This window comes from Neisseria sp. 74A18, from assembly GCF_001308005.1.
Classification (GTDB): Bacteria; Pseudomonadota; Gammaproteobacteria; order Burkholderiales; family Neisseriaceae; genus Neisseria; species Neisseria dumasiana.
Window position 1 is genome coordinate 56,983 of sequence record NZ_LGZA01000007.1, and the last position, 22,333, is coordinate 79,315.

Genomic DNA, 22,333 nt, shown 5'->3' on the forward strand with positions numbered 1-22,333 from the left:
TTAAGCTGTAAACTTAATCTGAATGCGGTTATATTTTTTCAGACGGCCTCTGCGGTTCAGTTACCGACAGAGGCAAAACAAACTTAATCGGCTTCCAAAACCACTTTCATCGCGCCGTTTTCGGCAGCGTGTTTAAATACATCGTATGCTTTTTCCAGTTCGCTGAATTTAAAGCGGTGGGTCAGCATTTTAGTGTAGTCGACCGAGCTGGTGGAAATGGCTTTCATCAGCATCTCTGTGGTGTTGGCATTGACCAAACCGGTGGTGATGGTCAGGTTTTTAATCCACAGTTTTTCCAGTTTGAAATCAACGGGCACACCGTGTACACCGACTACGGCCACATTGCCGCCGGGTTTGACGATGTCTTGACACATATCCCAAGTAGCGGGAATACCCACGGCTTCAATGGCTACATCTACGCCGTCTTCGCCCACGATATCGAATACCTGTTTGGCCACGTCGCCGGATGCGGGGTTGACGGTATGGGTTGCGCCCAATTCTTTGGCCATTTTCAGGCGGTTTTCATCCATATCGCACATAATCAATACAGACGGGCTGTACAGTTGTGCGGTCAGCAAAGCCGACATACCCACAGGCCCTGCGCCTGCGATAAATACTGTGTCGCCGGGGCGCACATCGCCGTATTGCACACCGATTTCGTGTGCGGTCGGCAATGCGTCGCTCAACAGCAGCGCCACTTCTTCGTTCACGTTGTCGGGCAGCAGAATCAAGCTGTTGTCGGCAAACGGTGTGCGCACATATTCGGCTTGGGTGCCGTCGATCATGTAACCCAAAATCCAGCCACCGTTACGGCAGTGAGAATAAAGCTGTACTTTACAGTTGTCGCAGGTGCAGCATTTGCTCACGCAAGAAATGATAACTTTATCGCCCTTTTTGATATTTTTAACAGACGAACCTACTTCTTCGACAATGCCGATGCCTTCATGGCCGAGAATGCGCCCCGGAGTGATTTCGGGGTTTTTGCCTTTCCAGATGCCCAAGTCGGTACCGCAAATGGTGGTTTTGACAATTTTTACCACTGCATCGGTCGGATCGATGATTTGGGGTTTGGGTTTTTCTTCAAAACGGATATCGCCTGCACCGTAATAGGCCATTGCTTTCATGCGTCTTCCTTTCATAACAAAACAGGGTTAAATATCAAGTTCTGTTATAGGCCAAACCACAAGCAAAGTCAAATTGTCTTTTTAATTCATAATGTTATAATATAACAAAATGTCTTTGTGCTAATTTTGGTTTATTCTAATAAAATACAGGCCGTTAGAAAAACTTTGCTGTTTTTCTAACGGCCGGGATATGTGCAAGTATGGTTTTACCGGGTAAAAAATAAATCGTTATGCCGCTTAAACATGGGCAGCATAACGGTTCGTTAAGGGTCTATTTAAAAGTACCAACCGGCGGGCTTAGCGGTTTTCCGATAAAGCAGATGCCACCAAATGTCGGCGAAAACGCCGCCGATAAACCGAATGATGATATGGCTAACGTTTACACGGTTTGGACTGGGGATATTTTTTCTCATAAAACGCTTCACACGTTTGCCACAAGCGCGGCTCTAAGGGTTTGAGTGTGCCGTTGCTGCGGATTTTATCGAGATAATGCTGCATCATATACGGGTAATACAGATACATTTTATCCAACCATGCGCTGCCCTGCCGGGTTTGTCCGGCGCGGTATTGATACAAACCGACCTGATAAGCATTGGAATACGGCCGGTAGGTTAAGGCTTCCCGTGCCGCTTGGTCCGCCCACGGATACACGGTAGGTGCGGAAGGGTTAACCCGGCGGGTTAACGAAAGCTGGGCGTAATAGCGCAACATCGGTTCGGTTTCGGCAATCTTTCTCAAGCCTTCGATTTTTTGGGCGGACTGTTCAACGGTTTCACCTTTCGGCTGACGGTCGAAACGGGCAAGGTCGGTATAAACGAAACCCAAGCGGGCAATGCCTGCCAGCAAACACACGGCCAATACCGCTGCGCCGATGTTCTGCCGTTTGGCGGTTTTCAGGCCGTCTGAAGCATCGTGTTCATCAGCGGGCGACAAACTGGCCATTAAAGCAAACGGCACCAAAAAATAGATATACCAAAGCGGATATTCCAACATACTGTGGCATAACGACACAGCCATCATGGCCAAAAGAAGCAGCGAAGCATTGCTCGGAGGCCGTCTGAACATCCGCCAAATTGCCGCAAGAAAACCGAATACGGTTAAGGCCGTGCCGACCAAACCCATTTCCGACAGCAGCTGCAAAATCAGGTTGTGCGAATGGGTAAACAGCACGTTTAAGATGTTCATGCTGAACTTACCTTCTTCGGCATGCACCAGAAAACCTTGCAGCGAATAGCTGCCCCAGCCGTAGCCCCACACGGGTGCAGAAAGAAAAATCGTCCAAGCCTTGCGCCATTCGATATCGCGTGCCGAACCGCCGAAACTGGAGCTACCCGCCCGTTCGACTGCGGTATCGTATTTCATGCCGGAAACCCAGTCTAAGATGTAACCGATTCCGAATTGAACCAGCAGCGTCATCACCAACGCAAACAGCACGATGCCGACCATGCGGTTGCTACCCGCTCCGCTACGCCAGCGCCACAAGGGCAACAGCAGACCCACACCCGCCACATAAGTGAGAATGGTGCGCGAATTGACCAAGCCCAGCGCAGAAGTCAACAGCAGCACCAATGCGAAACCGAGCCAACCGGGCATTCTGCGCGCCGCCCACAGGTAAGATGCAGCCAGCGTACCCCACATCAGATAATGGCCCAAATGGTTGCGCTGCCCGAGTTGCCCGCTCACTTCGCGCAAACCGCGGTAGGATATGATGCCGCGGAACATTTCCGCCGATGCCCAGCCGGTAAACTGCATCACCACCACTACCGACTGAATCAACGCACCGAACAGCAAAGTCCACGCCAGCACCGACACTATCCGCTCCTGCCCGAACCCGGCAACCCAGCTGCGGCAAGCCCAAGCCGCCAGCGCAATGATCACAAACGCCGATACCGCCAAATCGCTCATGCCCGGATAAGTCAGATTCATCAACCGCGCCTGAAGCCACCAAAAAGCGGCCAAAGCCAAAAAATAAACCGAAGCCTCAGGCAGGCGCACATTCAGACGGCCTGTTAACGCAGTCAACAACAACAATAAAACAGCACCGGCCAAAGAACCTGCTTCAAGATAAAAGCTGGATAGCGGCCCTACGCGGTACAGCGACACAAAAGGCGCGATGCAGATACACGCAAAACACAGCCACACCGGCCACAACCGCCACGACCATACCGTAGCCGTGCCGTCTGAAAAACGGTTAAACATGGCGCACCGCCTTTCTCTGATACCTAACGAATGCCAAACAGGCTACAAAAAACACACTGCTGCACAATAATGCGGCGGCGGCACAGGCGCGGCTGGCGGGCGCAGCGTCAAACAGCCGTACCACCGCTTCGGCAAAATAAAACAGTATCAGCAGGCAGCTGTATTGGAAAGTGTAAACCCTGCCTTTCAAAATGCCCGCCAGCGGCAGACACAAAGGCAAGGCTTTCAAGGCCAGCCACGAGCCGCCCGGGCGCAGCGGCGCAAGCCAAAGCTCCCAAGCAAGGCTCACGGCAATCAGCCCGCACAGGCTGATAACGGCGGCGGTATGCGACCAGTGTTTTTTATCGGCAAGTGTATTCATCGTTCAATCTGTTTAATGTGAGGCCGTCTGAAAAATCGTATTGTTTTCAGACGGCCTTTAAAGAAATTAGTTTATGCGGCTGATCAAGAAATGCAACGGGCATTTTAGCTTAAAAACGGTTAAGGCCGTCTGAAAACCGGCTTTGCTGGTTTCTCTAAAACAGGCAAAGCTGGTTTCGCTAAAATATTTTCAGACGGCCTGATCACGTTGCTTCACCGCTTCGCCATACCCATGTAAAAGCGATGCCGATACAGTTTGGCTTTCATCAATCATTCAAGTTTGAGAGAAAGACGCAACTTTTTCGGCCATGCACCCTTCCGCTTCGCCGCCGGTTTGCTGCAAACCGTCGATAATGCCCGTGCGGTCTTCTTCGTGTTTGTTTTGACTGAGTTTGTAGGCTGCTTCAATCGTTTCTATTTCCATCTCAAAACACACCACCGCCTTACTCATCGCATCAATATAATCGGCAGGTGCATCTTCCAGCTGCCACGGCTTGGGCTGTGCCGACTCATGTATCGCACTGAGCGAAGCCAATATGCCGCGCACTTCCTGCGGCTCTTCAATCAAACGCATCGTTCCGCCCACATGCACAGCCTGATAATTCCAAGTCGGCACGGCTTTGTGTTCCCTGTGTTTGCTCGGATACCAATTCGGAGAAATATAACAACCGCTGTTGTGAAAAATCGCCAGCCAGCGATTGCCGGTATGCTCCGCCGCCTGCCAGATGGGGTTGGCTCTGGCGAAATGGCCGCGCAATACGCCCTGTTCCGTGCCGTTGTCGTGCCGATAAACAGGAATATGGGCAGCCTGCAAAATACCGCCCCACTCTACAACCAACGTCGCCAACGGATGGCTCTCAATGAAACGGTGAATTTCACCCACATCGTTTTGGCGGAACACTTTGGGCACATACATGGTGTTTTCTCACTTTCAACTTTCCTGCCTGCGCGACAACGGCTTCGCAAAACGGCAAAACCACAAACCCGCTTCATAAAGCAGCACCAACGGCACGGCCAGCATGATTTGCGAAATCACGTCGGGCGGCGTGATGACGGCGGCGATCACAAACGCGCCCACAATCACATAAGGCCGGGCAGACTTTAACTGCTCAAGCGAAACCACGCCCATGCGGTTCAGCAAAACCACCACCACCGGCACTTCGAACGTGGTACCGAATGCGACAAACATGCCCAACACAAACGACAGGTATTTGTCGATGTCGGTCGCCATGTTCACGCCGATGGGCGTCACGCCGGCCAGAAATTTGAACACCACCGGAAACACCAAGAAATAGGCGAATGCCATGCCGGCAAAAAACAGAATCATGCTCGACAATACCAAAGGCGTAATCAGGCGTTTTTCATTTTGATAGAGGGCGGGTGCAACAAACGCCCAAACCTGATACAGCGTGTGCGGCAACGACAATAAAAAAGCCGCCATCAGCGTAACTTTTACCGGCACGAAAAACGGCGCAACTACGTCGGTGGCAATCATGCTGGTATTGGCCGGCAGCGAAGCCATCAGCGGCTCGGCCACAAAGGTATAGAGTTTTTGGGCAAAAGGCATCAGGCCCAAAAAGCAGATCAACAGGCCGCCGATGATCCACATCAGGCGGCGGCGCAGTTCGATTAAATGTTCGACCAAGGGTTGTTGGGCTTGTTGTTCTGATTCAGACACCGTTTACTCACTTCATTGCGGATGCTTTTTGCGGACGCGCAGTTGCGGTTTCGGACGGTGGCGCGGGCGCATATCGCGCTTGCGCCGCATGGCCTGTTTGCGGATGGAGGCCGTCTGAAAACCGCCGACGTTGGCGGCATGGTGTTCGGACGGCACGGAATAATGCGGCCAATCAGCGTCGGGCGGCGTGTTGCCGAGCGGATTGCCGTATTCGTCCAAACCGAAATCGGCGGGTGTGCGTTGCTCCGGCACGCGCTCCCATGCAGGCACTTTAAGGCCGTCTGAAATATCATCCAACTCTTTACGCAAGCTTTCGCCGGTGCCGCCCAATCCGCTGCGCAGCGATTCGGCGGCAGATTCAAACTCACTTTTGGCCTTGCGCAACTCGTCCATTTCGATATGCGCGCTCAATTCCTGCTTCACGCTGCCGGCCATGCGCTGTACGCGCCCGACAAGATTGCCGGCCATACGCGCGGCTTTGGGCAGGCGTTCGGGGCCGAGCACCACCAGCGCAATCACGCCGGTTAGCAAGAGTTCGCTGAAACCGAAATCAAACATGGGTTAAGCCGATTTGTTGTCGTCTTTTTGATGTTCGATCACGTCGTCTTTTTTACCGGCTTCTTCAGTGCCTTCGTTCAAACCTTTCTTGAAATCATGCACTGCACCGCCTAAGTCTTTGCCGACATTACGCAGTTTTTTGGTGCCGAACACCAGCACCACGATCACCAGCACCACAACCCAGTGCCAGATAGAAAAGCTACCCATAATCAGATCCTTATGTTTATTAATTTGTTAATTCAGTTTAAATGGTTCAGACGGCCTATGGTCAATTACCCTCCCCCCTTTTTGAATACAAGGCAGCAAGCCGCAGTAAAGGTAGGGTGGATTGACTATATATGCGCGGTTTAAACCGGCCGCCCCATAATATGGATGTGCAGGTGAAACACTTCCTGCCCGCCGCCTTTGCCTGTGTTGATTTGGGTTTTGAACCCGTTGCCCAATCCGTTGGCTTCGGCGATTTGCGGCACTTTCATCATCATTTTGCCCAACAGTGCTTCATGCTCGGGGCGGGCGTGTGCCAGCGAATCGAAATGTGTTTTGGGAATCAGCAGCAAATGCACGGGGGCTGCGGGGTTAATGTCTTTAAAACACAGCATGTCGTCGTCTTCATAAACGATTCCGGCCGGAATCTGCTTACCCACGATTTTGCAAAAAATACAGTCTGTCATCATATACTCCGAAATACAGCGGGCGGCCTGTTCGGTATACCAACGGCGGCGCATCAGGCTGCACAATCATCATGCTAAAAGAAAGGCCGTCTGAAACCGAATCTTCAGACGGCCTCTGTATCTTGTGCATGGATTTTAATACAAATTCAGCTTTCCTGCCGCGCAGCTTTTTCTGCCAAACCCGACAAACCCTGCCTGCGTGCCAGTTCGTTCAATACATCTTCAACCCGCAAACCGTGATGCGCCAGCAGTACCTGCGTGTGAAACCACAAATCGGCGACCTCGTAAACCAAATGCGCGCTGTCGCCGTCTTTAGAAGCCATCAACACTTCGCCCGCTTCTTCAATCACTTTTTTCAGGATTTTGTCTTCGCCTTTGTGCAGAAGCTGGGCCACATAAGACGTTTGTGGGTCTTGGCCTTTGCGTGAATCGATCACATTTTGAATGTGGGTTAATACGGCTTCGGTCATATTATTCTTCCGTCAACAATTCGCTTGAAACACCGCAATTATGGCGCGGGGTATGGGTGCTGTCTATAACCGGCCAGCCTCTTCCGCACAATATAAACAATTCAGACGGCCCGATGGAGCCCCCCCCCAACAGGCCGTCTGAATGCCTTCCTAAAAACACTCGGTAAAACCTACGGTTTTTCCGAATCAGCCTTTGATATTTTTCACGGCTTGGTCGGTTGTCCACAAATCGTTGGCAATAATGCGGAAGTTAACCAATGCCGCCAGATAGCCGTCTCCTTCGGGGAGACGGGGGCCTGCGGTGGCATCTTTCACAACCGCCACTTCAAAGCCTTGCTCAACCAATTCGCGCAGATGGGACTCGATGCACAAGTTGGCCGACATACCTGCCAAAATCACCTGATCGATCTTGCGTTTGCGCAACTGCAACACCACATCGTTGGTTTCGGGGCCGAACACTTTGTGCGGCGAAGCAATCACGGTTTTGCCGTCGAAAATATAAGGTTTGTATTGGGGCATAAAGTCGGCGCCCGAACCTTCGAAGCCTTCGAGAGTGTATGCGCCTTTGCGGTCAAACATACCCAAAGCGTGCATAGCATGTTCGCCCGGGCCGCCAAATTCCCATTGATGGTCTTGCGGATAATAGTAATGAGGCGAAACCACGGTCAGCATACCGGCAGCCTTGGCCGCTTTAAACAGGCGTTCGATGTTGGCTACGGTGTTGTTTTCAGTTACGCTTTCGCCCACCGCACCCCACAATACGCCTTTCGGGCTTAGAAAATCAATTTGCGGGTCAACCACCACCAGCGCAACACGCTTAGGGTCTATTTTCATACCGTAACGCTTCATGCCGTATTCTTTAGGCTCGTCGTAAATACCTTGCTTACCCGCCGGTTGTGCCGCCGCACCGGCTGTGCCTGCAACACCCATTGCACCCAAAACAGTGGCCGCCATCGCAAGGCGGGAACCAGTGCCCAAAGCATTGCGGCGGGATTGGTCGATTTGCTCTTCTTTGTGGTCTGACATAAGATTTTCCTTTAAGATAATGTAGATAATATTTAACTTTCTAACAAAAGCGGATGTATTCTAATCAATGCACACCCCAGCAATTTAACCGTTAATCCACATTTCTTAACCGAAAGTCTTAATGGACAGCCTCTCCCACCTGTTTACCCATTTTCAATTCAGAACCGATCTTTTCTTTATCGGCCAACTGTGCCGAACCGGCAGTTTCGACGAGCCGAACAAAGGCTATCTCCACTTCATCCGCCAAGGTCGTTGCCTGCTGAATTTATCGGAAAACCAAACCATATTGATAGAACGCCCCTGCATCGTTTTTTCACCAAGCAGCGTTTTGCACCATGTCCACCCTTTAGACAAAGAAGGCTTGAGCATGCTGTGTATCAACTTCGATTTCGGCGAAGGCATACGCAACCCGCTGGTACACACCGTTGACCGGGTGGAAGTGCTGTTTCTCGACAACCGGCCCCATCTGCATGCCCTTGCCGATGAAATTTTCAAAGAAAGCAGCAGTCGCTCTTACGGCTACCACGCCGCCATACACCATCTGTGCGCCTACTTTACCATTCAGGTTGTACGCTATTGTTTAACCAACAACAAATTACAAACCGGCCTGTTGAAAGGTTTGGTAGATAAAAAACTGGGCGGCTTGCTGCAAAAAATACACCAAACACCCGAATACGAATGGACGGTGGAAAACATGGCTGAACAAGCCGCCATGTCGCGCTCAGCTTTCGCCGCCCATTTCAAAAACACCATGGGCGTAGCCCCGCTTGCCTACCTTACCAACTGGCGCATCGCCGTTGCCCAAACCCTGCTACAAAAAGGTATGCCTGTCGCGCTGGTAGCCGAAAAAGTGGGATACAGCCACGCAGCCGCTCTTAGCCGGGTATTCACGCGCGAAACCGGCATAAGCCCAAGCGAATGGTTGCGCCGTTACCGCCAACCTTCTTGAGCCACTTACCCAACAACTTTACACCTCCGTGATACCTCGGTGTTCGTTATGCGAAGCAAGCAGGGGAGCAAAAGTCTCCTACCGTTGTTTGCCGCCGAACAACTTATTTTTTTATCTGCCATTATCAAATTGCCGCGAATATGATATAAAATAGAAATTTTACTCTAAACCGGAAATACAGATCATCATGGCATCAGGCATTTTGGAAGCACAGCTCATTCAGATGAACACCGCTGCTTTTTTGGCGCATATCGAATCTGCATTCAAACGCATTTTTTCAGACGGCCTAGATTTAATGCAATATCTTCCTGAAAACAAATGGTTGGAGCTTAAAAAAGCCGGCCTGCTGCTGCCTTTTCTGGCAGAGAAACACGGCGGCAGAAAAAGCAGCCAATTTGAAATTCAGGAAGTGTTGCGCATTGCCGGACACTACGGCGTACCCGTTACCCTGCGCACCGGTATCGAAGGCGCACTGGTTTTGCAGCCTTTAACCGAGTTTGGCAACGAAGCCCAAATCCGCACCGGCCTCGATTTGATTTTCAACGGAGAAGGCGGCGGCTTGGCCATTACCGAACCGGAAACCTCGGGTGCCGCGATCGCCCGCGAAATGCAGTCGTATTACGAATATACCGACGATCAAACCGTTTACGTTAACGCAACCAAATACTGGCAAGGCAATTCGCAAAGCGAATTTCTGCTCGTGGCCGCCAAAGAACGCAAAAACGGCAAACTCTCAAAAACCATCAACCTGCTGCTGGTGCCCAAACAATACATCCGCTGCGAAACCCTCAAATCGGAGGGGCTGCTCGCCGTTCGTTATTCCGTTAACAGCATCGATGCACACATTCCCGCCGACTGCGTGATGAAACTTTCCGAAAGCGATGCCGCCGGCTTGCGCGCATTCCAAAACATTTTCATCCGCAGCCGCCTTCAACTGGTGGGCATGACCCACGGCATTATGGAATACATCATCGAAAACATGCGCCGTTTCGTGCAGCAAGACATTAAATTCGTTGCCCGCGAATGCCGCGAAATCATGCACCGTTACGGCATCTCGCAAGTACTCTACCGCTTCACCTGCAACCGCGTTGCCCCCGATGCCCCCGTCGCACACCAATTGATGGAAGCCAACATCATTAAAACTTTAGCCACCGAATACACCTACGGCGCAGCACAAATCCTGCAAAAACTGCTCGGTGCCAAAGGTTTCGAACGGGGTCATCCCGCCAGCAATATCGCCATCGACATCCGCCCCTTCACCATTTTCGAAGGCCCGAACGATATGCTCTACGCGGAAATTTACGACCAATTTACCCGTGCCACCCTCGAAGAAAAAGAGCAAGGCATCAAACCCGATAAAAACCAAACCCTGCTCATGCGCGTAGAGAGCGACAAACGCTTCGCCGATATACGCCAAGCCGCACACACCGCACTGCCTGACGACATTGCCGCTTTCTTAACGCAATACCGGCTGGGCGATGCCGACGCACTGGAAAAAGTGTTTCTCGGCAAAATCATCGCCAAACTGTTTGTGTGGGTTCAAGCCGAAGATGAAGACACTGCCGCATTCGTGCTGCGCGATATCCGCAAAGATATGCTCGATTGCCAAGGCTGAACTGTTTTGACTAAAACCGTAAGAGGCCGTCTGAAAAAAAATATTCAGACGGCCTCGTCACTTTATCCCAAACTCGGACGCTACAAAAACAGCAAATCTAAAACAGTTAACATAAATACTATTATCTAAACAATAAATTTTTCAGAGATAAAAAAAACCATCTATACTAAGGGGAAAAGTATAGATGGCCAAACACATTACGGGGAAAACGTCTTACTCACTTACTCACTCCTTTCGGAGCAAGTGTTACTCAGACATGTGAATTATATATTAGTTCATGAATTTTAGTATTAAGTTATGTAAATGAAATGGATAAATATATATAGCATTGTTTTAAATATAAAAAATACCAAAAAAGCTTTCTTTTTCTTTCCATTTCTTTACAAATATAAAAACTGCCAATTCCCAATCGGCATATTATCTGCTGTCCAATCCCCGAAACGTGTACGGTGGAGCTGCTCAACCCTGTTGCCTGCGGCTGCAATCATGCGTTTTACCTGATGGTATTTGCCTTCGGTAATCGTCATCATCAACACGTTAGGCGACTCCAAAACCGCATCGGCGGCGGCAACGGTTTCATCGTCATCGTGAAGCAGCACCCCTTTTTTCAATGTTTCGCACAAAGTTTCGTCGGCAGGATGTTTTAATGTAACGCGGTAAACTTTCGCCACTTTATGCTTAGGCGAAGTTTGCCTGTGGTTGAAGCCGCCGTCGTTGGTAATCAGCAGGATGCCGGTTGTATCGGCATCCAAACGCCCAACGGCCTGCATGTCGATATTGCGCATATGGTCGGGAAACAGGCTGAATACGCTGGGATACTGCTGGGGTTTATGGGAAGTTTCGTATCCTGCCGGTTTGTTGAGCACGATATAAAAATACGGCATGGGCACAACGGTGTATGCCTTGCCGTCAATTTCCAAGCTTTGTACTTCTTTCGGCTCAACCGTGCTGCGCGGTGAATCCTGAACCACTCCGTTAACCGCAACGCAGCCGTTTTCAATCAGCCACATGCATTCTTTGCGGCTGCCTATTCCTTGGGATTGAAGATATTTGAAGAGTTGCATGGTCAATAAATAGAAATAGATGATGAATTTTCGGATGCAATCGGCGCATGTTAATGCGGGAGCAAAAGTTTTCAGACGGCCGGATGGTGCTTGAGGCCGTCTGAAAACTGATGATCACGCGCTGTTTATGTTCAGACGGCCTTTATGTTTACATGGCACCATAATTAGGCCCGCTCGCACCTTCGGGACAAATCCAAACGATATTTTGGGTCGGGTCTTTGATGTCGCAGGTTTTGCAATGCACGCAGTTTTGGGCGTTGATTTGCAGTTGCGGTTTGCCGCCCTCTTCCACGATTTCATACACGCCGGCCGGGCAATAGCGGGTTTCGGGGCTGGCGTATTCCTGCAAATTCACATCAAGCATGGTTTGCGGATTTTTCAGCGTGAGGTGCGACGGTTGGTTTTCTTCATGGCTGATGTTGGCCAAAAACACGCTGCTCAGGCGGTCGAATGTTAATACATTATCGGGTTTCGGATAATCGATCGGGCGGCAAGCCGCGGCTTTTTTCAGTGAACTGTGGTCGGTGCCGTGGTGTTTGATCGTCCACGGCGTTCTGCCTTTGAATACATATTGTTCCAAACCGGTATAAGCCATCGCGGGGAACAAGCCCCATTTGAACGACGGGCGGATATTGCGTGCGGCGTGAAGCTCGCGGTATGCCCAGCTTTGTTTGAACAAATCTTCGTAAGCAACGGCTTCTTTGCCGTGTTCAAACGATTCGACCTCTTCTAAATTTTCCAAAATCGGAAACACCGCCTCGGCGGCCAGCATCGCCGATTTAATGGCGGTGTGGATGCCTTTGATGCGCGGCACGTTCAAGAAGCCTGCCGTATCGCCCACCAACACGCCGCCTTTGAATGAGAGTTTGGGCAGGCTTTGCAGGCCGCCTTCGCTCAAGGCACGCGCACCGTAAGCAATGCGGCGGCCGCCTTCAAAGGTTTTGCGGATTTCGGGGTGGGTTTTGAAACGTTGGAATTCTTCAAACGGCGAAAGATAGGGATTTTGATAATCCAAACCGACCACGAAGCCGACGGCCACCTGATTATTGTCGAGATGGTAGATAAACGAGCCGCCGTAGGTTTTGCTATCCAGCGGCCAACCCGTGCTGTGCACCACCAAACCGGGTTGGCAGCAGCCTTCGGGCACTTCCCAGATTTCTTTGATGCCGATGCCGTAGGTTTGCGGCTGGCAATCGCGGTCGAGTGCGTATTTTTGAATAAGTTGTCGGGTGAGCGAGCCGCGGCAGCCTTCGGCGAAAATGGTTTGCTGCGCCCACAATTCCATGCCGGGCTGGAAATTGTCGGTCGGTTCGCCGTCTTTGCCCACGCCCATATTGCCGGTGGCGATGCCTTTCACCGAGCCGTCGGGATGATACAGCACTTCCGATGCGGCAAAGCCCGGGTAAATCTCAACACCGAGGTTTTCCGCCTGTTCCGCCAGCCAGCGGCACAACATGCCAAGACTGATGATGTAGTTGCCGTGGTTGTCGAAATTAGGGGTAACGGGCAGTTTGACGGCTTTGTTTTTGGTAAGAAACAGCACTTGGTCGGCGGTAACGCTGCGGGTAAGCGGCGCGCCCAACTCTTTCCAATCGGGCAGCAGTTCAGTTAACGCAACCGGATCAATAACCGCACCCGATAAAATATGCGCACCGACTTCCGAACCTTTTTCCACCACGCAAACACTGATTTCACGCCCCGACTGCTCCGCCATCTGCTTGAGCCGTATGGCGGCGGACAAACCTGCGGGGCCCGCGCCGACAATCACAACGTCGTATTGCATGCTGTCGCGTTCTATGGTTTCGGTCATGGTAAGGTTCCTGAAATATTATCATTATCGGCCGTGAACATCGTTCAGACGGCCTCTTTATCAAAAATATATTGATTATACGCCATCTTTCCTTTGGGTAGTCAGCCCGATATTTGCCCGCTTGCCGGATTCCCCTACTTCACTTGGCTTACACTTTGGCAGACATCGGTTTGACATCTACTCCCTACTCTTTCAATAAAATTACAAATAATTCCTATTTACATAAATTACATATTGATTTAATATTTTAAAAAACGAAATAGATTGTAATGATTTACGGTCTTTTTATTAAATATACGCTTCTCACATAACAAGTGCTTTTTAACGCACAAGCCAAACCATCCGTCGGGATTATTCCCTGTTTTACTGATTTCCGGAGCAACAACCTCTTCGATAAGAACCTGTTTTGCATAAAAATATTATCAAACACAACTTATCGGATTGACGCATATTTACAAAACCGAACACCTTGATATTTAACAGATGCTGGGCGTAATGAATCAGTATGCCTGCCCGCTTTAAACAACACATTAAAAAAACCGTTGTTACAAAACACCATTGATACGATATAAGGAAACAATAGATGCAGCAGCTCAAAACACTCTCACTTTGCAGCCTTACCGCCATGCTTACCGCTTGTGCGGGCGGCAGCTTCGATACACTGAACGTCAACCCCGAACCGCCCCCGCTACCCGAACCGCCCAAAGTAGAAAAAGTACCCGAACCGCGCCAAAACCCGGAAGAGCAGGCTGCCTTAAGACAACCTGCCGCAGGTTTTGTGATGAAAGGCTTGCGCCGCAACAGAGCCAAGCACGATCAAAACGGCAATCCGCTGCTGGACGCATCGGGCAATCCCACCGAAGCGGAAATCTACATACCGCTCAATCCCAACGATGTCGAAGCCGTTAACGATTCAGATTTGACTATTCCCAAGCTGAAAGAAATGCAGAACGACCCTAACAACCGCGGTGCCCATCATGTTTATCACACAGGCAAACAGCAAGAAGGCAAATACCAATATATCCGCTTCGGCCACGTTACTGCCGATTATCCCGAAGTAATTGAAGAAACGGTTAGGGATAAAGAGGGCGATTTAAAATGGTATACGCAAAGAGAAGGCTGGAACGTTCACACCTTTTATCACGGCACCTCTGCCGCAGCCGCCCTTCCCGTTGACAACAACGTAAACTATCGGGGTGAGTGGTATTTCATGAGCGACGTAAAAAAAGGCAAAGGAAAAGAACCCGGAAGCAACCCTCACCTCGGCAACGGTTTTAACAGCCTGAAAGGTAACGGCGATATTGCCAGTGCAACCGGCCAAGCAAATGAGACTACCGACAAAAAATATACGTCTGACTTTACCGTTAATTTCGCCGATAAAAGCATGACAGGCGGGCTTCATTACGAATCACGCATCGAATCCAAAAGGAAGCTGTACGACATTGAAGCACAGCTCAACGGCAACCGCTTTACCGGAAAAGCCTTATCTAAGGTAAACGACGACTCTTCAACCTTAGACAAAGCATTTTTTGCTGCCGACTCCAACCTGCTCGAAGGCGGTTTCTACGGCCCCGAAGCCCAAGAGCTTGCCGGCAAATTCTTAGCCAACGACAACTCTTTGTTTGTCGTATTCGGCGCAAAACGCGATAGCGACAATCCGAACCAACCTAAAAAAACCAATGCATTATTAGACGCTTTCTATATTACCGTTCCCAAACGGGTTGATGTGGAGTACGAAGAGGAAGAAGAAGAAATCAACGAAACCGACACCGCCGCAAACGATGCCTTTGCAGAAGAAGACTTCGCCGAAGAAGAAGAAAAAGAACCCGAAGTCCGCCAACACCTCACCGAAACCGAGCGCAAACCTTTAGCCAATTTCGGCTATGCCATGAAACTGCGCTTCGGCAACAAAGTTTTCGACTTGGAAAAAGCCGAGCTTGACGAAATGCTGAAAAACGCCAACGCCGAAATAGGTGCCGACACAACAGGCAAAACCCACAGCATTACACTGCCGGAGAACGGCGAAGGCAAACCCCGCGAATTCGTACAGGTGTGTTGCAGCAACTTGAGCTATCTGCGCTTCGGCCAATTCGTGTTACAGGAAAAAGCAGGGCAAGACCCCGTGCACGCCCTCTATCTGCAAGGCGAAAGAACCCCCGTATCCGATCTGCCGCAATCAGGAAAAGCCACATACTTAGGCAGCTGGACCGGCTTTATCAAAGTACAACCGCCGCAACGCCACGCATTCGGCAACCCCGACTACGGTCATAACGCCACTATGAAAAACATCAGCTCAAGCAGCAGATCCGGCGTTTCATCATTTGACGTTGATTTTGATAACAAAAAGCTGAACGGCGCATTAATCGGCACCGACAGCCGCAGAGTATTCAATATCGAAGCCAATATCAACGGCAGCGGCTTTACAGGCCGAGGCTATACCGACGGCAGCTTCCCCTTCGACCCGGGTAATCTCACTAAAGGCTATTCCGCCTATGTTCCCGATGCCAAAGTGGAGGGCGGTTTCTACGGCCCCGGCGCACGCGAACTGGGCGGCACGCTGATCTACAACTCACCGGATAAAGACCAAGACAGCACAGATATCCGCGCAGGTGCGGTATTCGGCGCAACCAAACAAGAATAAGCCGCAGGCTGAACTCGGCAGGAGAAGCGGTTTGCCCGTTTCATCCTGCCGCCTAGCCGCCTGGGTTTTCAGACGGCCTCATCCGCCGATACCGACAACAATCATAAATCAATACAGCAGACAACCATTATGTTTACTACTCATCCCTCACCACAGCAAAAAATCATCGTAACTTCGTTATCCCTATGTTTTGCCGCATTTTCCGGCAACCTGCACGCTGCTGACCAAGCGCAAACCGAAAGTGCGGTCGAACTCGACACCGTGTATGTAACCGCTCCCAAAAAAATCAACCGCAAAACCCAAGAAGTTACCGGCTTGGGCAAAGTGGTTAAAAATGCCGAACAGCTCGAAAAAGAACAAGTGCTGAATATCCGCGACTTGGTGCGCTACGACCCGGGCATCTCCGTGGTCGAACAAGGCCGGGGCGGCAGCAGCGGGTTTTCCATCCGCGGGGTGGACAAAAACCGCGTACAGGTATCGGTGGACGGCATTCCCCAACTGCAATCCTATGCCGACACCACTTCATCCAGCGGCGGCAGCGGATCCATGAACGAAATCGAATATGAAAACGTATCGGCCGTAGAAATCAGCAAAGGCAGCAACAGCGTTGAAGCCGGCAGCGGCAGCTTGGGCGGCTCGGTAAACTACCACACCAAAAACGTCGGCGATTTTCTTCAAGAAGGCGAAAAGTGGGGGCTGACCGGCAAATCGGTTTACAGCAGCAAAGACAAACGATTCGCCCAAACCCTCGGCGGTGCGTTCAGCTATAAAGGTTTTGAAGGTTTGCTGCAATACACCCACCGCAAAGGCAACGAAATCGATATCCACAAAGATGCGGGCAACACCAGCCAATCGTTTTACAAACAACATGTTTACGAAGACAAATACGACCTGCGCGGAGAGCCGGGCCTCTTGAGCAACAATATGTTCCGTTTTGAAGACGAACCCGATGTTATCCGCCACAAATCCACCCCTACCCGCTCCGACTTATGGCAGCCGCAAAGCCGCACCGAGCCTTACACTCCCGAAGAAGAAGCCCAGCGCAGCCATGCGATGCGGCACAAAAAAGAAACCGTTTCAGCCAAAGAATACACCGGCAGCAACCGCATCCGCCCCAATCCGATGGAATACCGCAGCGGTTCGTGGCTGGCTCGTTTGGGCTACCATATTTCTCCGCAGCATCATATCGGCTGGCTGACGGAACACACCAAACAGAACTACGACAGTCGCGACATGCGCTACCCCTCCTACTACCCGCCTTTATCCAAACCCCTCTTCGAGCTGAACGATGACGGCGTTTGGCGCAACGATCTCCGCGAAGGCTACTCCAAGCTGCTGTGGTCACGCGCCCGTTTCTTGCAAGAGCGGCACAGCAAAATGCGTAACGGCATCGCCTACCGCTACAAACCTCAAGAAGGCGGAACTTGGGCCGATGCTTTAGAGCTGAGCATCGACCGCCAAAACATTAAAACCGACACCGGAACCGTTCACGCACACTGTTCCCGCTATCCGGATTACAGTACAACGCTCAACTGCGCCCCCAGCAAAGACAAACCCGGTTCTTTTTTAAGTGAAGAGCAAATCGACTACACCGAAAACCATACGTTGTTCAACACCAAATGGAACAAAAAATGGCAGTGGGGGCGCAGCAAACACGACGTTCAAATTGCAGCCGGCTACGACCATTTCGATTCGAGCTTTGCCAAAGCTTTCCGCGAAACCTCTGCACAGAAAAACCAAGTCAGAATAGGCACGGAAACCCGCGTTATCAACGGGCAAAAGCGCGTCATCGACATTTATAAAGACTTGGGTACCGTTATAAATGATGTATATCCCTGTATCGATTGGAAGATCGAAACCTGCTCGCGCAAACCGATTAAGGGCAACAGCTATTATCTCGCCCTGCGCGACAATATAGCCTTGGGCAAATACATCGATCTCGGCCTCGGCTTGCGCTTAGACCGCCACCGTTTCCGCTCCGAAGATGTTGCCATTAAAAACAAAAACTACACCAACCGCTCGTGGAATGCCGGCCTCGTTGTCAAACCCAACAGCAGATGGGCGCTTTCCTACCGCGCCTCCAACGGCTTCCGCGTACCCAGCTTCCAAGAGCTTTACGGTTACAACGTGCCGGGCATCCCGCGCGACAGCAAAGTCCACTACGTTGCCGATTTGGAGCCGGAAAAATCGTTCAACCAAGAATTTGGCCTCACGTTTAAAGGCAGCTTCGGCAATATCGAACTGAGCATGTTCAACAGCCGCTACCGCGACCTGATTGCCTATGCCATCACCAAAACCGACAAAAACAATTACCAAAATATCGGTAACTTCAACCTTCAAAACACCGATCTGAACGGTATCAATATCCGCTCGTCGATAGACTTGAACGGCATGTGGAGCAAACTACCCGAAGGCTTGTCGTTAAACATGGCCTACAACCGTATCAAGGCCAAACGCCTGTTTAACAACCACCCCGAACGCTACACTTGGCTGGCCGACTATCCGCTCGAAACCATCCAGCCGTCGCGCTATGTGCTCGGGCTGAATTACGACGCCCCTTCCGAAAAATGGGGAATGTCGATGAACTGGATACACTCGCGCGGCAAAAACCCGCAGGAACTCATCAGCAAAGCCTATTCGGATACCGGCCCTACCATCAACCGCGCCGTTACCAAAGCGGCGACCAAACCGTGGACAACCGTCGATTTGATCGGCTATTACCGTCCGTGGAAAAAAGCCACCCTGCGGGCGGGCATTTATAACGCCATGAACTACCGTTATCTGACTTGGGAAACCGTGCGCCAAAGTTCCATCAACTCCCTGTCGCAGCAAAAAGTACCCGGTTCCGACTACCAACAGTTCGCCGCACCCGGCCGCAACATTACCGTAGGGTTTGAAATGAAGTTCTAACCAACAGGCTTTAAACAATAAAGGCCGTCTGAAAAACATTCAGACGGCCTGAGCCGTGCCACAGCGCACACCATATCGAACCGACCTGCGGTTTATTACACCGCTTATCTTACTTCACGACATCACATACCATGCAAACCGACACACACCGTTCAGGCCGTCTGAAAACGAGCTTTGCGAGTTTCGCTAAAACGGGTTTTACCGCTGCCTTGCTGATGCTCACATGCACCGCAACGGCACAAACGCTCACGCCCGAACAAAAACCCGAACCCGTCCAACCCGAACTGCCCGAACTGGCATCCCAAGAGCCCGTATGGCAACCCGCCGAAGCAGCGTCCGCCCCCATACAGGATATCGACGAAGCCACCCTGCTCGCCCGGCCGCAACTGCTCAACCTGCTGCTGGATAAAAGCGTATTGCGCAACGACTTTGACGGCATCGGCGTATTACTGCCCGTTTACCGCAAACTGCCCTCAAGCAACCGCGACCCCATCCTTTTGCAATTGGCCGAAAGCAAACTGGCCATGCACCAAGGCCGCTTCGGTGAAGCCGTAGCCAGGCTCCGCAACCTGATTGCCGAAAAACCCGAGCTAAACGTAATCCGCATGTATCTGGCGATTGCCCTCTTCTACGACCGCCAAGACCTCGCCGCCAAAGACCAATTTACCAAACTTCTCGCCCAATCCGACCTGCCCGAACCGGAAAAACAAGCCATCAACCGCTTTCTCGACGAACTGCGGCAACGCCACCGCTGGCAATTCAGTGGAGGAGCCAACTACACCTACGAACCCAATATCAACAACGCCCCCATCGTCAAACAACAAGGCAATCTCGACACCCGATCGCAACCCGAAAGTGCCCACGGCGTCAGCTACCGTATCGGCGCAGAAAAAGACTGGGCGCTGCCGCACGGCTTCACCGCCAAATTCAGCACCGACATCCACGGCAAGCACTATCCCGCGCACAAACAATACAACGATCTGCTGGTTAACACCGCCGCCGGTATCGGCTACCGCAACGCCCGTTTTGATGCCGAAATCATGCCGTTCGTTTCCAAACGCTGGTGGCGGGGCGGCAAAGAAGAAAGCGGCCTGAAACCATATTCCGAGAGCTTCGGCACCACCCTCGGCGTAAGTACCCGACTCGACCGCCGCTGGCGGCTGAACCAATACGCCCGCATCGAAAAAATCAACCACGAACACCGCTTCCGCTTCGACGGCATCCGCCGCCAAACCGGCCACACCCTGATTTACCAATCCAACCCGCGCCAAGCATGGTTCGGCGGATTGGATTTCCAGCGCGAAACCCTACACGACCCCGACAACAGCAACCACCAATGGACAGCATCGCTGGGCTGGATACAGGAATGGCCCAAAGGCTTCAGCACCCGCACCCGCGCCGCATGGAGCAAACAAACCTACCACGCCCCCATGCCTTGGCCGATTCAAAAAACCCGAAAAGACCGAGCCTTGCAGCTCAACCTTTCCGTATGGCACCGCAATATCCATTTCTGGGGCATTACCCCGCGCATCACTTGGCAGCATACCCGCAACAAGAGTAACGTGTTTCTCTATGATTACCGCAAACAGAATATGTTTGTAGAATTTTCCAAAACATTTTAAAGCCTTCTCAAGCTCGCAAAAATTCAGGCCGTCTGAACATTTCAGACGGCCTGCTTAGCCCTTGCATTTGCAGAAAATCAAAGATTTACCACAGAAAAAAGCGGTTTGGCCGCTCACGTTCCGCCTTACGGAATGCCCACGGTGCCTGCGGCTCCCTATCCCGCCACAAGCCGAGCCGTTGGTTGCGGGCAACCGCCTCGGCATAAGCGTAGGCGGCAAAATCCTGTTTGTGCTGCCTGCGCTTGGCAATCGACGCATAGTGCCAAGCATAGCCCTGTTGAATCTGCATTAAATTCACATCCTGCCGCTGCACCCACACTTGCGCCACTTCCCGACCATAGCGGTCAATATCGAAAATATGCACTTCTGCAGTTTGCCCCCAAACGGCCTTTTCCAACACCCTGCGAGCGGCCTGCCCGTGTGCCTGCTGCAATTCCGGTGCATCAATATAAGCCAGACGTATTTTGTGCTTTCGGCCGTGGGTATCGGTCATTCTCAGCGTATCGCCGTCTGAAACCGCCGTAACCACACCTTCGTAATATCGGACGTAAGATTCGTTCTTCTGCTTCTGCCCGGCCGGTTTGGCAGTGTTGCGGTAAGATTTCCACCACGAAAACAAATCATCAGCGTGGAGATTGCCGGCGGTAAAGCAGCAAAGCAGGAGCAGAAATGCAGTTTGACGCGTCATAAAACGGTTTAGAGATAAGTATAAAGACAAGCAGGATAACGTCTAAGGCGGTTCGCTGGCAATCACAGACCAAAACCTTTGCGCCTATCTTCGGCGCATTTCTGAGTTAGGCACCGCCTGCCCGTTTGCCTATGATTCGATATACCTGCACCCGCTACGCAGCTACGCATTGAACTGCACTTACATCGGGAGGGTTGGTAAAAATCACAGGCCGAGACCTTTGCAAAACCCCACGCCAACAAACAGCCGGAACATGCTTCATCATGTTCCGGCTGTTTTTGCGTAAAAAGTAGACAAGCTACCCCTAAAGTCCCCTTAAAGTGCCTAATTCCTAGGCACTGCCTGCCTGTTCAGGCAGCAACAGACACACCTATCCTGTTGGCCGCCTTCAACAGGTTCACACACATCGCCTTCAGGTGGCTTTGCGCCCTCACTTTGCCCAACCCGAAATAGGCTGCCCGGCCATAGCGGAATTTGCGGTGCAACGTACCAAAGCTTTGTTCCACCACATAGCGCACTTTCGCCAGCCGGCCGTTGCGGATTTTCTGCTCTTGGCTTAACGGGCGGCCACGGTGTGCTTTTTGCATGATGCCGTCCCGCAGCTGACGTTCTTCCAAATGTTGCCGGTTTTCCATGCTGTCGTAGCCTTTATCGGCATAGACGGTGCTGCCTTCTGCGATGTCCGCCAGTAATGGCAGCAGGTGTTTGCACTCATGAGCATTGGCCGGGGTAATGTGCAGTTTCTCGATATAGCCGTCCGCATCGGTGCGGGTGTGTTGTTTGTAGCCTAGATGGAAGCGGCCGTCTTTTTTGATCCACCTGGCATCCGGGTCTTTGCCGGGGGTGGTTTCGCCACAGACAACGCCTTCGTCATCCACTTCGATGGCCTGACGCTGTTTGCCGCCGGCCGTCTGAATAATGGTGGCGTCAACGATGGCGGCGGATGCT

Annotated in this window: 20 protein-coding genes; 6 read left to right on the forward strand and 14 right to left on the reverse strand. The window is 51.5% G+C overall.

Features of this window, described 5'->3' with window-relative positions:
* Window positions 1-83: 83 nt before the first annotated feature.
* The 10 genes from AKG43_RS03955 to AKG43_RS04000 all read right to left on the reverse strand — a co-directional run bounded on the left by AKG43_RS03955 (window position 84) and on the right by AKG43_RS04000 (window position 8,086).
* Window positions 84-1,124: a zinc-dependent alcohol dehydrogenase family protein gene (locus AKG43_RS03955; protein ID WP_054599278.1), complete on the reverse strand. Its 1,041-nt coding sequence runs from the start codon at window positions 1,122-1,124 to the stop codon at window positions 84-86.
* Window positions 1,125-1,496: 372 nt separating this feature from the next.
* Entirely contained in the window at window positions 1,497-3,323 is a 1,827-nt protein-coding gene (locus AKG43_RS03960) for a PglL family O-oligosaccharyltransferase (RefSeq protein WP_054599279.1), read from the reverse strand.
* Window positions 3,316-3,684, reverse strand: a complete 369-nt coding sequence (locus AKG43_RS03965) for a DUF2069 domain-containing protein (protein ID WP_054599280.1) — start codon at window positions 3,682-3,684, stop codon at window positions 3,316-3,318. The genes AKG43_RS03960 and AKG43_RS03965 overlap by 8 nt, the downstream gene beginning before the upstream one ends.
* Window positions 3,685-3,957: 273 nt before the next feature.
* Window positions 3,958-4,599 (reverse strand): FMN-binding negative transcriptional regulator, encoded by a 642-nt coding sequence (locus AKG43_RS03970; protein ID WP_054599281.1) that lies wholly within the window; start codon window positions 4,597-4,599, stop codon window positions 3,958-3,960.
* A 15-nt stretch (window positions 4,600-4,614) separates the two neighbouring features.
* Complete coding sequence (gene tatC, locus AKG43_RS03975; protein ID WP_054599282.1) at window positions 4,615-5,361, reverse strand: twin-arginine translocase subunit TatC; 747 nt, start codon at window positions 5,359-5,361, stop codon at window positions 4,615-4,617.
* Window positions 5,362-5,373: 12 nt separating this feature from the next.
* Complete coding sequence (gene tatB / locus AKG43_RS03980; protein ID WP_054599283.1) at window positions 5,374-5,919, reverse strand: Sec-independent protein translocase protein TatB; 546 nt, start codon at window positions 5,917-5,919, stop codon at window positions 5,374-5,376.
* A gap of 3 nt (window positions 5,920-5,922) precedes the next feature.
* The gene (tatA, locus tag AKG43_RS03985; RefSeq protein ID WP_054599284.1) at window positions 5,923-6,126 is read right to left on the reverse strand and encodes a Sec-independent protein translocase subunit TatA; all 204 of its coding nucleotides are present in this window, start codon (window positions 6,124-6,126) and stop codon (window positions 5,923-5,925) included.
* A 140-nt stretch (window positions 6,127-6,266) separates the two neighbouring features.
* Entirely contained in the window at window positions 6,267-6,590 is a 324-nt protein-coding gene (locus tag AKG43_RS03990; protein WP_054599296.1) for a histidine triad nucleotide-binding protein, read from the reverse strand.
* Between the two features lie 146 nt (window positions 6,591-6,736).
* Window positions 6,737-7,060 (reverse strand): phosphoribosyl-ATP diphosphatase, encoded by a 324-nt coding sequence (locus AKG43_RS03995; protein ID WP_054599285.1) that lies wholly within the window; start codon window positions 7,058-7,060, stop codon window positions 6,737-6,739.
* A 186-nt stretch (window positions 7,061-7,246) separates the two neighbouring features.
* On the reverse strand, window positions 7,247-8,086 hold the full coding sequence (locus AKG43_RS04000) for a cysteine hydrolase (RefSeq protein ID WP_054599286.1): 840 nt from the start codon (window positions 8,084-8,086) through the stop codon (window positions 7,247-7,249).
* Between the two features lie 121 nt (window positions 8,087-8,207).
* Between AKG43_RS04000 and AKG43_RS04005 the strand changes: the two genes are divergently transcribed.
* The 3 genes from AKG43_RS04005 to AKG43_RS13525 all read left to right on the forward strand — a co-directional run bounded on the left by AKG43_RS04005 (window position 8,208) and on the right by AKG43_RS13525 (window position 10,779).
* Complete coding sequence (locus AKG43_RS04005) at window positions 8,208-9,035, forward strand: AraC family transcriptional regulator (protein WP_054599287.1); 828 nt, start codon at window positions 8,208-8,210, stop codon at window positions 9,033-9,035.
* Window positions 9,036-9,222: 187 nt separating this feature from the next.
* Complete coding sequence (locus AKG43_RS04010) at window positions 9,223-10,650, forward strand: acyl-CoA dehydrogenase family protein (protein WP_369799564.1); 1,428 nt, start codon at window positions 9,223-9,225, stop codon at window positions 10,648-10,650.
* A 6-nt stretch (window positions 10,651-10,656) separates the two neighbouring features.
* On the forward strand, window positions 10,657-10,779 hold the full coding sequence (locus AKG43_RS13525) for a hypothetical protein (protein WP_255351177.1): 123 nt from the start codon (window positions 10,657-10,659) through the stop codon (window positions 10,777-10,779).
* 251 nt (window positions 10,780-11,030) lie between these two features.
* Here AKG43_RS13525 and AKG43_RS04015 read toward each other — a convergent pair whose 3' ends face one another.
* Window positions 11,031-11,714: a pseudouridine synthase gene (locus AKG43_RS04015; protein WP_054599288.1), complete on the reverse strand. Its 684-nt coding sequence runs from the start codon at window positions 11,712-11,714 to the stop codon at window positions 11,031-11,033.
* 148 nt (window positions 11,715-11,862) lie between these two features.
* The gene (locus tag AKG43_RS04020) at window positions 11,863-13,524 is read right to left on the reverse strand and encodes an electron transfer flavoprotein-ubiquinone oxidoreductase (protein ID WP_054599289.1); all 1,662 of its coding nucleotides are present in this window, start codon (window positions 13,522-13,524) and stop codon (window positions 11,863-11,865) included.
* Between the two features lie 583 nt (window positions 13,525-14,107).
* On the opposite strand from AKG43_RS04020, the gene AKG43_RS04025 reads away from it, so the two are divergent.
* From AKG43_RS04025 to AKG43_RS04035, 3 genes are all read left to right on the forward strand, one after another.
* Window positions 14,108-16,165, forward strand: a complete 2,058-nt coding sequence (locus tag AKG43_RS04025) for a transferrin-binding protein-like solute binding protein (RefSeq protein ID WP_197273112.1) — start codon at window positions 14,108-14,110, stop codon at window positions 16,163-16,165.
* Between the two features lie 129 nt (window positions 16,166-16,294).
* Window positions 16,295-19,075 carry a lactoferrin/transferrin family TonB-dependent receptor gene (locus AKG43_RS04030; RefSeq protein ID WP_054599290.1) on the forward strand — a complete coding sequence of 927 codons (2,781 nt, stop codon included), beginning with the start codon at window positions 16,295-16,297 and terminating at the stop codon, window positions 19,073-19,075.
* A gap of 131 nt (window positions 19,076-19,206) precedes the next feature.
* Complete coding sequence (locus AKG43_RS04035) at window positions 19,207-20,697, forward strand: surface lipoprotein assembly modifier (RefSeq protein WP_054599291.1); 1,491 nt, start codon at window positions 19,207-19,209, stop codon at window positions 20,695-20,697.
* An 85-nt stretch (window positions 20,698-20,782) separates the two neighbouring features.
* On the opposite strand, the gene AKG43_RS04040 is transcribed toward AKG43_RS04035, so the two are convergent.
* Together AKG43_RS04040 and AKG43_RS04045 are read right to left on the reverse strand one after the other, a co-directional pair.
* Entirely contained in the window at window positions 20,783-21,385 is a 603-nt protein-coding gene (locus AKG43_RS04040; protein WP_054599292.1) for a thermonuclease family protein, read from the reverse strand.
* A gap of 350 nt (window positions 21,386-21,735) precedes the next feature.
* A partial coding sequence (locus tag AKG43_RS04045; RefSeq protein ID WP_156300614.1) for an IS5 family transposase occupies window positions 21,736-22,333 on the reverse strand: 598 nt, incomplete at its 5' end.

Excerpts from the sequence above, each read along its gene's own strand:
- AKG43_RS04015 (WP_054599288.1), bottom strand. The coding sequence starts at position 11,714 with ATGCAACTCTTCAAATATCTTCAATCCCAAGGAATAGGCAGCCGCAAA.
- AKG43_RS03960 (WP_054599279.1), bottom strand. The coding sequence starts at position 3,323 with ATGTTTAACCGTTTTTCAGACGGCACGGCTACGGTATGGTCGTGGCGG.
- AKG43_RS04030 (WP_054599290.1), top strand. The coding sequence starts at position 16,295 with ATGTTTACTACTCATCCCTCACCACAGCAAAAAATCATCGTAACTTCG.
- AKG43_RS03995 (WP_054599285.1), bottom strand. The coding sequence starts at position 7,060 with ATGACCGAAGCCGTATTAACCCACATTCAAAATGTGATCGATTCACGC.
- AKG43_RS04005 (WP_054599287.1), top strand. The coding sequence starts at position 8,208 with ATGGACAGCCTCTCCCACCTGTTTACCCATTTTCAATTCAGAACCGAT.
- AKG43_RS03965 (WP_054599280.1), bottom strand. The coding sequence starts at position 3,684 with ATGAATACACTTGCCGATAAAAAACACTGGTCGCATACCGCCGCCGTT.
- AKG43_RS03955 (WP_054599278.1), bottom strand. The coding sequence starts at position 1,124 with ATGAAAGCAATGGCCTATTACGGTGCAGGCGATATCCGTTTTGAAGAA.
- AKG43_RS03990 (WP_054599296.1), bottom strand. The coding sequence starts at position 6,590 with ATGACAGACTGTATTTTTTGCAAAATCGTGGGTAAGCAGATTCCGGCC.
- tatB (WP_054599283.1), bottom strand. The coding sequence starts at position 5,919 with ATGTTTGATTTCGGTTTCAGCGAACTCTTGCTAACCGGCGTGATTGCG.
- AKG43_RS04040 (WP_054599292.1), bottom strand. The coding sequence starts at position 21,385 with ATGACGCGTCAAACTGCATTTCTGCTCCTGCTTTGCTGCTTTACCGCC.
- AKG43_RS04025 (WP_197273112.1), top strand. The coding sequence starts at position 14,108 with ATGCAGCAGCTCAAAACACTCTCACTTTGCAGCCTTACCGCCATGCTT.
- AKG43_RS03970 (WP_054599281.1), bottom strand. The coding sequence starts at position 4,599 with ATGTATGTGCCCAAAGTGTTCCGCCAAAACGATGTGGGTGAAATTCAC.
- AKG43_RS04000 (WP_054599286.1), bottom strand. The coding sequence starts at position 8,086 with ATGTCAGACCACAAAGAAGAGCAAATCGACCAATCCCGCCGCAATGCT.
- AKG43_RS04020 (WP_054599289.1), bottom strand. The coding sequence starts at position 13,524 with ATGACCGAAACCATAGAACGCGACAGCATGCAATACGACGTTGTGATT.
- AKG43_RS04035 (WP_054599291.1), top strand. The coding sequence starts at position 19,207 with ATGCAAACCGACACACACCGTTCAGGCCGTCTGAAAACGAGCTTTGCG.
- tatA (WP_054599284.1), bottom strand. The coding sequence starts at position 6,126 with ATGGGTAGCTTTTCTATCTGGCACTGGGTTGTGGTGCTGGTGATCGTG.
- AKG43_RS04010 (WP_369799564.1), top strand. The coding sequence starts at position 9,223 with ATGGCATCAGGCATTTTGGAAGCACAGCTCATTCAGATGAACACCGCT.